This window comes from Bacteroides sp. AN502(2024) (genome assembly GCF_041227145.1).
Classification (GTDB): Bacteria; Bacteroidota; Bacteroidia; order Bacteroidales; family Bacteroidaceae; genus Bacteroides.
The window spans coordinates 756,159-768,160 of sequence record NZ_JBGFSP010000003.1; the positions used below are offsets into that span (position 1 = coordinate 756,159).

At 43.6% G+C, this 12,002-nt stretch carries 9 protein-coding genes; 6 read left to right on the forward strand and 3 right to left on the reverse strand.

The features are described from left to right. The first annotated feature begins 72 nt into the window (after nt 1-72). The 3 genes from AB9N12_RS03000 (at nt 73) to AB9N12_RS03010 (ending at nt 3,497) form a co-directional block, all read left to right on the forward strand. Nucleotides 73-1,407 (forward strand): NADP-specific glutamate dehydrogenase, encoded by a 1,335-nt coding sequence (locus tag AB9N12_RS03000; RefSeq protein WP_369889560.1) that lies wholly within the window; start codon nt 73-75, stop codon nt 1,405-1,407. A 148-nt stretch (nt 1,408-1,555) separates the two neighbouring features. After that, nucleotides 1,556-2,695, forward strand: coding sequence for a PCMD domain-containing protein (locus AB9N12_RS03005; RefSeq protein ID WP_369889561.1), 1,140 nt, complete (start codon nt 1,556-1,558; stop codon nt 2,693-2,695). Between the two features lie 16 nt (nt 2,696-2,711). Continuing rightward, nucleotides 2,712-3,497 (forward strand): porin family protein, encoded by a 786-nt coding sequence (locus AB9N12_RS03010; RefSeq protein WP_369889563.1) that lies wholly within the window; start codon nt 2,712-2,714, stop codon nt 3,495-3,497. Nucleotides 3,498-3,581: 84 nt separating this feature from the next. On the opposite strand, the gene AB9N12_RS03015 is transcribed toward AB9N12_RS03010, so the two are convergent. Then, nucleotides 3,582-3,764, reverse strand: coding sequence for a hypothetical protein (locus AB9N12_RS03015; protein WP_369889565.1), 183 nt, complete (start codon nt 3,762-3,764; stop codon nt 3,582-3,584). 190 nt (nt 3,765-3,954) lie between these two features. On the opposite strand from AB9N12_RS03015, the gene AB9N12_RS03020 reads away from it, so the two are divergent. Further along, a complete protein-coding gene (locus AB9N12_RS03020; RefSeq protein WP_369889012.1) occupies nt 3,955-4,332 on the forward strand; it encodes a hypothetical protein in 378 nt (125 codons plus the stop codon). 35 nt (nt 4,333-4,367) lie between these two features. Next, nucleotides 4,368-5,210 carry an IS3 family transposase gene (locus tag AB9N12_RS03025; protein WP_369889013.1) on the forward strand — a complete coding sequence of 281 codons (843 nt, stop codon included), beginning with the start codon at nt 4,368-4,370 and terminating at the stop codon, nt 5,208-5,210. 498 nt (nt 5,211-5,708) lie between these two features. Here AB9N12_RS03025 and AB9N12_RS03030 read toward each other — a convergent pair whose 3' ends face one another. Next, on the reverse strand, nt 5,709-6,704 hold the full coding sequence (locus AB9N12_RS03030) for a DUF4925 domain-containing protein (protein ID WP_369889566.1): 996 nt from the start codon (nt 6,702-6,704) through the stop codon (nt 5,709-5,711). A 547-nt stretch (nt 6,705-7,251) separates the two neighbouring features. Continuing rightward, nucleotides 7,252-10,221, reverse strand: a complete 2,970-nt coding sequence (locus AB9N12_RS03035) for a PEP/pyruvate-binding domain-containing protein (protein WP_369892789.1) — start codon at nt 10,219-10,221, stop codon at nt 7,252-7,254. Between the two features lie 342 nt (nt 10,222-10,563). On the opposite strand from AB9N12_RS03035, the gene gdhA reads away from it, so the two are divergent. Continuing rightward, nucleotides 10,564-11,901, forward strand: a complete 1,338-nt coding sequence (gdhA, locus tag AB9N12_RS03040; RefSeq protein WP_369889568.1) for an NADP-specific glutamate dehydrogenase — start codon at nt 10,564-10,566, stop codon at nt 11,899-11,901. The last annotated feature ends 101 nt before the right edge of the window (nt 11,902-12,002 follow it).

Genomic DNA, 12,002 nt, shown 5'->3' on the forward strand with positions numbered 1-12,002 from the left:
GTCAAACGGTATATGAACAAATTGTCAAATTAGCACATTATTTATATCAACCAATTAAAGAAAAAAAAGATTATGAATGCAGCAAAGGTATTAGACGAGCTAAAAAGAAGATTTCCCAATGAACCGGAGTATCATCAGGCAGTAGAAGAAGTACTTTCTACGATTGAAGAAGAATACAACAAACACCCGGAGTTTGATAAAGTAAACCTGATCGAACGTTTGTGTATTCCTGATAGAGTATATCAGTTCCGCGTGACTTGGATGGACGATAAAGGAAATATTCAGACCAACATGGGTTACCGTGTTCAACATAACAACGCCATCGGTCCTTACAAAGGCGGTATCCGTTTCCACTCATCTGTAAACCTTTCTATCTTGAAGTTCCTTGCCTTTGAACAGACATTCAAAAACTCACTGACCACTCTGCCGATGGGTGGTGGAAAAGGTGGTTCCGACTTCTCTCCTCGTGGAAAGTCAAATGCAGAAGTAATGCGTTTCGTACAGGCATTCATGCTGGAACTGTGGCGTCACGTCGGTCCTGAGACAGACGTTCCTGCCGGTGACATCGGTGTTGGTGGCCGCGAAGTAGGTTTCATGTTCGGTATGTACAAGAAACTGTCCCATGAATTCACCGGGACATTCACAGGGAAAGGTCGTGAATTCGGCGGTTCACTGATTCGTCCGGAAGCTACCGGTTACGGCAACATCTACTTCCTGATGGAAATGCTGAAGAGAAAAGGCACTGATTTGAAAGGCAAAGTTTGCCTGGTTTCCGGCTCCGGCAACGTGGCTCAATACACCATCGAAAAAGTAATCGAGCTGGGTGGTAAAGTGGTTACCTGCTCCGACTCTGACGGTTACATCTACGATCCGGACGGTATCGACCGCGAAAAGCTGGATTACATCATGGAACTGAAGAATCTGTATCGTGGCCGTATCCGTGAATATGCAGAAAAATATGGTTGCAAATATGTAGAAGGAGCTAAACCTTGGGGTGAAAAATGTGATATCGCCCTTCCTTCCGCCACCCAAAACGAATTGAATGGCGACCACGCTCGTCAGTTGGTAGCAAACGGCTGTATCGCTGTATCCGAAGGTGCTAACATGCCCTCCACTCCGGAAGCTATCAAAGTGTTCCAGGATGCCAAGATCCTTTACGCTCCGGGTAAAGCAGCCAACGCCGGTGGTGTATCGGTATCCGGCCTTGAAATGACTCAAAACTCCATCAAATTAGGCTGGAGCGCTGAAGAGGTAGACGAAAAGCTGAAAAGCATCATGAAGAATATCCACGAAGCTTGCGTTCAATACGGTACGGAAGACGACGGATACGTAAACTATGTGAAAGGTGCCAACGTAGCCGGATTCATGAAGGTTGCCAAAGCAATGATGGCACAAGGTATCGTATAATCAGCCAGAGAGATATAAGCTATAGTTTATTTACAAGCTCCCGTCTTCCGAAAAGAAGTACGGGAGTTTTTTTATGTAAAAATCACCTGAAGTTCATTCAAAATCCGTATCTTTGTTCCTCACAATTAACTAATTCATACTATATAAGATGAAATTTACCCATGTATTAGCCACAGCACTGTTATCTTTGTTAAGTACTGCATGCATACAAAACGAAGAGCCGAATACGGAGGCAGACATTTTAAAATGTATTCTACCCAAAGAGATATTCGAATATGACCATACAAACTATTACGAACCTTACGATGAATCCATCAATGCCTACCCGCTGTATATCAGTGTAAACAGCAAAGCAACCCTTACACAACTGGCTCCGGAATTTGTATTGACAGAAGGTGCCACCATCGAACCGGCAAGTGGAAGTGTCCATGACTTCACTCGTCCCGTACGTTACACCGTTACTTCAGCCGACGGTCAATGGCATCGTACTTATTCTGTCAGCATTTCAGATGATCTGCAACTGCTCCCCACCCGATTTCATTTCGAGAACCTGAGCTCCAAAAGCACCAAGTACCACATCTTCTACGAAGAGAATAAAGCAGAAAGTGAATTTATGGAATGGGCCAGTGCCAACCAAGGATATGTACTGGTGTCCGGAGGCAGCCCTGCGGAAGAATACCCCACTTCACAAGCCGGTGGAGGATATGAAAGCGATAAATGTGTCAAACTGGTCACTAAATCGACCGGAGGATTAGGCGATCTTGTCAACGCTCCTTTGGCGGCAGGAAACCTTTTCATCGGAACGTTCAATTTCAATTCTGCTGTCAGCGATCCTTTGAAATCAACCACCATCGGAAAAATATTCCACAAGAAGCCGCTTCGTCTGAAAGGGTATTACAAATACAAGGCAGGAAGTACGTATATGGATGGGAAAAACGAGATACCGGGACAAAAAGATAATTTTACCGTGTATGGCATCTTCTACCGAACGGATGAGACACTTCATGCCATGGATGGATATCTGGCCATCAATGAGTTCAAAGATCCACACATGGTAGCATTGGCACTTCTTCCGGAAAAAGAGAGAAAAGAAACGGATCAATGGACCGAATTCGACATACCGTTCGATTACGATAAGTATGGAAAAGGGGTAGACATGGAAGCTTTATCACGCGGAGAGTACAAGATAAGCATCGTACTTTCTGCCAGCAAAGATGGAGACCGTTTCAAAGGGGCAATAGGAAGTACACTTTATGTAGATGAACTGGAATTAGTTTGTGAAGAATAACCTAAAAATAGAACTTATGATACAAAGAAACCTATACATAGCTTTTATACTTACAATGATTGGCATGTGTTCCGTCTCTGCGCAGACCAACCGAACCACCACCCTGATTAATGCAGCACTGCACGGCTGGGAGTACGAAGTAAAAGCCGGATTCAGTATCGGTGGAACCTCTCCTATTCCTTTGCCACCGGAAATACGTTCCATCAACTCCTATAACCCGTCATTAGCCATCAATTTGGAAGGGAATATGACAAAATGGATAGGACCTGAGAAGAAATGGGGGATCGTCACCGGAATCCGCTTGGAAAGCCGCAAGATGAAGACGGATGCTACCGTAAAGAATTACAATATGGAAATCATCGCCAGCGATGGCGGACGATTGAAAGGAAACTGGACCGGAAGAGTCAGCACGAATGTAAACAATTCATATCTTACCTTACCGGTATTGGCAGCTTACAAAATAGACGACCGTTGGCATATAAAAGCCGGTGTATATGTATCCTACACATTGGAAAGAGATTTTTCGGGAGATGTATACGACGGATATCTGCGTGAAGGAGATCCTACCGGAGATAAAGTTTCAATTGAAGGTGGAAAAAGTGCGAAGTATGATTTTTCGGAAGAACTTCGTCATTTTCAATGGGGAGTTCAGGCAGGAGCGGACTGGTTGGCTTTCAAGCATCTGAAAGTGTATGCCGACCTCACGTGGGGATTGAATGACATCTTCAAGAAAGATTTTAAGACGATAAGCTTCGCCATGTATCCCATTTATCTGAATATAGGGTTTGCGTATGCATTCTAACCGTTTTTACTTGGCTAAAGCATAGCTTTTGACTGACTAAAGCTATGCTTTTCATACCCTAAAGCTATGCTTTAGAAAGCTATATCAGAGAGAGATTCGTTCCGAAAGTTTGCAGCAGAGTAAATCCAACATCCGCGGGTTGGATGGTGCTATGGCTACTGCAAAGCGGTTTGATGCACCAACGAGTGTTATTACCACTCTCTCCCCTATTGATTTCGTCAATTCCTCTTTCAACCTATCACCATCGTTCTGAAACTCTTTGTTCATCGTATTTACAGAGCGGTGATAGGTTGGTGTTAACCTATCACCCGCATCTATCACCTATCACCGCCTATTTTTTGAAAACCCGATTTGTTTCAAGATGTTTCAATTGCTTGAAACACTTTGTTTTGCACCTTGAACTGTCTTATACGGATTTAGGTTGACACCTTTTTAGAGACATAAAAAAAGAAAAATTATGTCTAAATTATCTCGTAAGATTTATTCTGAGACTTTCAAATTGGAAGTTCTCCGTGATTACTTCAGTAGCGGTTTGTCAATGTTTGCTACTGCCAAGAAATGGGGTTTACCCAACCATACTTATATTCTGCGTTGGCAAAAGTGTTATGCAATTGATTCGGATTCCTTATCTTTGTCCCCCGAACTTCTGTCAGATCTTCAAATGAAAAAGAATCCAAAATCAAAATCTAAAGAAGAACTTCTTGAAGCGGAAAATTTGCGTCTGAGAAAGGCTTTGGAACTTGAAAAACTTCGTTCCCATGCCTTTGAAAGACTGATTGAACTCACAGAAAGAGAAGAAGGGATTTCCATCTTAAAAAAAGATGGTGCCAAATAGTCACCGGCCTTCGTGAAGAGTTTCCTCACATCAGTGTGAAAACCCTTTGCGGACTGTTTGGCATGTCTTCCCAGGCCTATTACAAAAAGAAAAAAAATCTTTTGTCGCGTCATCAGATCAGAACAGCCATCTTGGATGCCGTCTTCTTCTACCGCTCAAAGGCTCCGGGCATCGGTGGTTTGAAATTATACCATGAGCTCCGCTCCCTTTATGGAAGCGAGATAACCGGAGGGCGGGATGCCTTCCTTCATCTGCTGCGTTCGGAACGCCTTATGCTGCCCCCGAAGAAACCCAGGCATACGACGGACTCCCACCATCTTTACAAGAAGTATCCGAATCTGATCAAGGGGGTAACGGCACAATACCCGAACCATATCTGGGTATGTGACATCACTTACATCTGGATTGAAGGTGGCGTATGCTACCTCCATCTTGTAACGGACATGTACTCACATGCCGTTTTAGGATGGGTGCTCTCTCCCAGTTTGCATGCCGAATATACGCTACAGGCACTGGAACAGGCCATCAATGAGGCCGGAGGTGGCAATCTTTGCGGCACAATCCACCATTCCGACCGGGGGGTACAGTATGCCTGCGATGCCTATATCGACACACTGGTCACTCATCATATACGTGTGAGCATGACTGAAGATTACAACCCGACGGACAATGCGGTAGCAGAAAGGATGAATGGCATCCTGAAAACGGAATGGATATACGGCATGTCGCTGTTCAGGGATAAAGAGATGGCACGGGAGCAGATTACGCGAATGATTGACTTCTATAATAATGGACGACCGCATATGAGCATAGGTATGAAAAAACCCATGGACGTATATCATGGAGAGGTGCCGGGAAAATCATTGTGGAAAAAATAAGGTTCCATATGATAAATAAATACTATATTTGCGATACCGAGAACCCGGGACATGACGGTTTAAGCCATTGTCTCACAAAAGCCAATAGGGTGTCGAACCCTATTGACTTTTACCGAGAGCCCGAGCACACTCAGATTTGTCCATTGTTTTTACGTATGACAACTATCTTAGGAGCAAAGGGAAGAAACTAACAACTGTTTTAGTTATGAATAACAGAATGTGACAACTTATTTAGTAACTAGCCTCTAAAAGTGACAACCATTTCTAGTATAAGTCAAACACTTTGTTTCAATATGGTGGAACACTTTGTTTCAATACGGTGAACACTTTGTTTCAATACGGTGAACACTTTGTTTCAATACGGTGAACACTTTGTTTCAAGCCGCGAAACACTTTGTTTTTGCGCCTTGAATACACTCTGCAATACAGCAAAAACAAAAAAGGTTGGAAGCTCCATTCAGCTTCCAACCCTTTTCAGTTCTCAATAAATTCTGTTATTTACTGTTGTTTCACCAAATCCAAACCAAGATCAAAGGAATTGGTCATACTCCAGTAGGCTGAAATCATCTGTATGAGCGCACGTGCTGAGGCAGCCTCTGCCGGAATCAAATTAGCACCGGACAACGCCTCCCATACATGCATCAAATCGTTTTTCATAATCGGTTCTTCCAAATCCTCATCTATCTCTCCGGTGTCACGAAGTACCATAAAAGCATCCAAAGCCGATTTATCCAAATACAGATATGTTCTTCCACCTTCTTCCTTCTTATTCATTGGAATACCGTTCAGTGCCCATCCCTGCAATTGACGAATGGAAGCATCAGTTACATTCGTCAAATCAATTTGGAACAAACTTTTCAATAATCCTTTTAAAACAGCAGGCTCTCCTGTCAGTATCTGATTGATGGTTGCTTCCAAACCGCTTACATCCTGACCTCCAAGAGCAGTACCTAAAATATTGGTAATATTCAGTTTCACCACCACTTTACCATTACTTTCAGTCCATGTAGCAAGTCCGGTGGGTGAAGTCATAAAACCTGAGGTAGCAGCCAATGAAGTAATCGTGGATTTCTCGGGAAACGCTCTCCCCATCAATCCTCCCATAGCCCATTCCATAAATTTATCCGTCCCCTGCAAAGTCGGTTTATCTATATAGGAAGCAACGATATTTCCATCCTCTTTCAGCTCAATCGTATTCAATACCTGCGGAAGCATAGCTGCTCCCATCATACGAAACATTCCATTTGCTGCTACTGGAAACAGTTCTTCCCCTGCATTCCAGTTTGCATACAAAGGACCTGCCATTGGAAAATTCTGGATGGGATCCTCTCCTTCCGCCATCGTAAATTCCGCTGTCTCATAATCACTTAAACGATACACACCTACCAAGGGATTTACAGGCGGATTAGGACCCTCTTCCTCATCACTACAAGACGTAAACAATGATGCAGTGCATAATACTGCAAATAGATAATAAAATAAATTCTTTTTCATTTCTAGTTTCTCTTTTTAATTAATAAAAGCAAATGCGCGATATACCATCGCACAGATACCAAAATTTCACCGTTGCAAAGTAACTACTATTTCTACACCCTCGCAAGGTCTATTTTTCTTGTTTCTGTTCTATTTTTAAAGAAATACACCCAAAACACCTTATAATACACCATTTTTCAAATCAAAATTATAATTTAAGAAAAGGGAAAAGCGTTATTTCCCTAAATCCATTTATCTTTGTAATTAAGAAGTATGATATATGGAAGAATTTCCATACAGAGAAACTTGCGTTTCCATACGGGGAAACTGGCGTTTCAACGTAAGGAAACGGCATATCATATATAGATTAAAACATTTACAAGGTAAGATTTGCTGTTTATACCCTGTTGCAGATAAGGGACATCTGCCACCATCTGCAACAGGTATCTGCAACGCTGTAACTGATTGTTTACTAATAAAATACATCGATATTGTTGCAGGTTGCAGATACTTATATACTTTTCAACTCGATGGGGAAGTAACCGATCACCCTGTACTGACTCATCGACTAAGTTCCCGGCATCAAGACGACTCCCAACTTCTTCTTACCGTCCATCTTGACTATCACAGGCTTTTCAAAGCGAACATGACGGAGATAATTCGTTTCCTGCACTGCCGGTTGTGCATTGAGGAAATCCTGATTATAAACCCCATCATTCATAAAGGCGTTGATCGTAAAATATCCCACCCCGAAAGAGGTCAGGTTCTGGAAAAAGTGTGTCCCCTGACTGGGATCTACTCGGTAATTAGTCAGACCGGCTTCCACAATCACACGGGCAGCCGATATATGAGGCCACTTCACCGGAATACCCAGCCATGTATCGCTGCTACCCCAACGTCCCGGACCTACAAGTACATAATTCTTTCCTTCGTTCAGGAACTGTTGGTTGATCTTTTCTATCTCCCAGGCAATTGCCTGATTATTGGAGGCACTATAATGATCGGTCTTTACATAAACCACATCATAAATTTCATTCATGACACCGTGTCCCAACGAATTATACGAACGGAGAATCACCTCTTCATCCGGTATCTCGTTCAGATCTTCGTCGAGCATCTCTTTGCTGTCCACAATGGGACGTATCTGCAACAGATAGAACGTTCCGGTTTTATCATGTTCACGACTCATCGTAGCCGCAAATTCTATTTCAACCGGACGACGCATCTCCTGTTCACCATATTTCAATACCAACTGCAGAATACGGGCCAACGGGAAAACATCATGTTGCAGGATATTCGCAAAAGTAATCACTTTACGCCCTCCGGGATATAAACCGTCCCGGATAATCTGATCATACGGATCATACGTAGAGGCGATATAACGCAGGGCACCATCGCTTTCCGCCTCCTTGACATGAAGTTTCAGCAAATTGAAACCATCGTCGATGGAAAAATCTTGTCCGACATTTTTCATGTCCAAAGCATAGAAACGGGTTTGTGTCTCTTTCAGGGCGATTTCCATTTCACTGGTTTGCAACACCTGATTGGGGTGATAAGGAGAGAAACGAAGAGTCATGCCGCCGTCCACAATATATTTCCCTAATCCCAAAGCCAGGTTAACCGTTCCCTCTTCCGCCTTTTCATCCCCCAGCGGATAATAATTGAGCGAACGTGCCACACCGGACATGGACGGGTAATAACGATCACCGTATTGGTTACCAACCACTTCCTGCAAGATAACAGCCATCTTCTCCTGATCGATCACATTCGAAGTGGCCTGCATATATGCTTTGCTGTCACGGAAATAGACCGAAGCATACACTCCTTTGATGGCATCGGAAAGCATACGCAACATTTCATACCGATCGTCCAGATAAGGAATCATGTAGGTGCTATAAATTCCGGCAAACGGCTGATAATGGGAATCTTCAAGCAAAGATGAAGAGCGAATGGCAATCGGTGATTTCACGACATCAAAGAAAGTAAAAAAGTCCTCCACCAAGCGGTCGGGCAACTTTGCCTTCAGGAAGTATTTCAGAATCGTAGCATCATCCGCATCCGACAGCGCAATCTGATACAGATTATTGGTATCCATAAATTCATCAAACACATCCGTACAAAGCACCACCGTTTTAGGAATGGCAACACGCGCATTCTCAAACTCTTCAAACTCCGGATGACGCTTCACCATATTGTCGATAAACGCCAGTCCACGCCCCTTTCCTCCCAAAGAGCCATCTCCGATACGGGCAAAGTTGGAATAACGGTCGAAACGGTCCCGCTTAAACACGGCCACGACTCCCTGGTTCTTCATCTTGCGATACTTCACAATCGCCTCAAAGATGATTTTCCGGTGAGCATCCACATCTTGAAGACTATTCCAGGTGATCGGTTTCAAGAACTCGGCTACGGGGAACATGGCACGGGAATAGAACCAACGCGACACATGATTCCGACTGATATGATAGAGGAAAGATTCCGCAGGTACGGCAAAAAGTATGTTTTGCAACTCTTTCAAATTCCGGACACGGGCAATCTCTTCTCCGGTAGCCGGGTTACGGAAAATAAAATCACCAAAACCAAAATCATCGGAAACGATACGGCGCAAATCAACATCCATCTTTTTCGAATTCTTATCGATAAAGCTGGCACCGTACTTGGTTGCATAAGATGCATTCTCCGACTCGGAGGACTGGATGATCAACGGAACGAACGGATCGCTTTTACGTATCTCGGCACACAACTTGATACCTGCCAAACCGTCTTTCTCTCCCCGATCCACTTTCGGGAAACGGACGTCGGTAATTACTCCTAATATATTATTCTGATACTTATGATAAATTTCCATCGCCTCCTGGTAGGTGCGCGCCAGTACAATCTTAGGACGCCCGCGCATACGAAGTGTACGTTGGTGGGCATTCAAGGCTTCCGTAGAGAACTCCTGACTCTGCTTCAACACAAACTTATACAGATTCGGCAAAATGGAAGAATAGAACCGGATGCCATCCTCCACCAGAAGAATCAGTTGCACGCCGACTTCCCGCACATCGTGCTCCAGATTCATCTTGTCCTCTATCAGTTTGATGATAGACACCAACAGGTCGGTATTACCCAACCAGCAGAATACATAGTCAAACGCACTCAAATCTTCATTGATAATCCGTTTGGTAATACCGTGGCTAAAAGGAGTCAGAATGACAATAGGAATATGCTCATATTTCTCTTTGATGTGCCGACCGATGTCAAAACTGTCATTATCTCCCGTGCTCGGCATACAAATCACCAGGTCGAACGACATATTTTCCAACTGCGCCAATGCTTCCTCTTCCGTAGTGACCTGTGAGAAACGAGGCGGATAACGCAAAGATAAAGACGTATACTCATTGAAAATCTTCTCATCAATACGCCCGTCATCTTCCAACATAAAAGCATCGTAAGGGTTAGCGATTAACAACACGTTAAAAATCCGCCTTGTCATCAGGTTGGCAAATTGAGTGTCTTTGAAGTAAAGCTGGTTCAATTTATATTTACTAAGCATAAAGTCGTTCTCCTTTCCTAGTTTCAAATCGTCTATCTGTAGAATCACATTTTGCAAAGTTAATTCTTTAAATTTCATTTTCCATCATCTTCTTTATAAAGTTTACTCGTTTATCTCTGATTAACTACCCATACTATCCGATGGAAGCGATCGGTGCCCGGATTTATATTTAAAGTATTAAGTATTAGCACAGAATACTTGATACCGATTGCTTCCCACTATCATTTTATCATTATTTAATCAAAATATTCGCATTAAAATAAGTAACATTGAAAAAATTCCCTATATTTGCAGTGAGTTATTTGACATTTTATCAGAATTAACCTTTTAAAATATAGTATCATGAACATCCAGAAAATCATGTCCTCTTTAGAGGCAAAGCATCCCGGTGAATCTGAATATCTTCAAGCAGTGAAGGAAGTGCTTCTTTCTATCGAAGATATCTACAACCAACATCCTGAATTTGAAAAAGCTAAAATCATAGAAAGATTGGTGGAGCCCGACCGCATCTTCACTTTCCGTGTGACATGGGTGGACGATAAAGGCGAGGTACAGACCAACCTCGGCTATCGTGTACAATTCAACAATGCGATAGGCCCTTATAAAGGCGGTATCCGTTTCCATGCATCCGTTAATCTTTCCATTCTGAAGTTCCTCGGTTTCGAACAAACATTCAAGAATGCACTGACTACCCTGCCTATGGGTGGCGGTAAAGGTGGTTCCGATTTCTCTCCGCGCGGTAAGAGTGATGCTGAAATCATGCGTTTCTGTCAGGCATTTATACTGGAGTTGTGGCGCCATCTCGGTCCCGACATGGATGTGCCTGCCGGTGATATCGGTGTAGGAGGACGTGAAGTGGGCTATATGTTCGGCATGTACAAAAAACTGACTCGTGAATTTACCGGTACATTCACTGGTAAAGGATTGGAATTCGGCGGTTCATTGATCCGTCCGGAGGCTACCGGTTTCGGAGGACTGTATTTTGTCAATCAGATGCTTCAGACCAAAGGGATTGATATAAAAGGTAAGACAGTGGCAATCTCCGGTTTCGGTAACGTTGCCTGGGGAGCAGCTACGAAAGCTACCGAACTAGGTGCCAAAGTAATCACGATTTCCGGTCCGGACGGATATATCTACGACCCGGATGGTATCAGCGGTGAAAAGATTGACTATATGCTCGAACTGCGCGCTTCCGGTAACGATATTGTGGCTCCTTATGCCGAGAAATATCCGAACGCTACCTTTGTAGAAGGCAAGCGCCCGTGGGAAGTGAAAGCAGACATCGCACTCCCGTGTGCCACCCAGAATGAATTAAATGGAGAAGATGCTCAAAATCTCATCAACAATAACGTACTTTGCGTCGGAGAGATTTCCAACATGGGATGTACTCCCGAAGCAATCGACCTTTTCATTGAACATAAGACAATGTATGCTCCGGGTAAGGCTGTCAACGCAGGTGGTGTTGCGACTTCCGGTCTGGAGATGTCTCAAAACGCCATGCACCTAAGCTGGAGTGCAGCCGAAGTGGACGAAAAACTCCATGCAATCATGCACGGCATCCATGCACAATGCGTGAAGTACGGCACGGAACCCGACGGATACATTAATTATGTGAAGGGTGCCAACATTGCCGGATTCATGAAAGTGGCTCACGCAATGATGGGACAAGGCATTGTTTAAAAGACTTTGTTTAGTTGTATTTGTATTTGTGGTTTGCGCTGCTCGCCTCCTGTGACAGGACGCGGGTAGCGCTATTTTTTTGAGTTTAACGTTATTTTCAC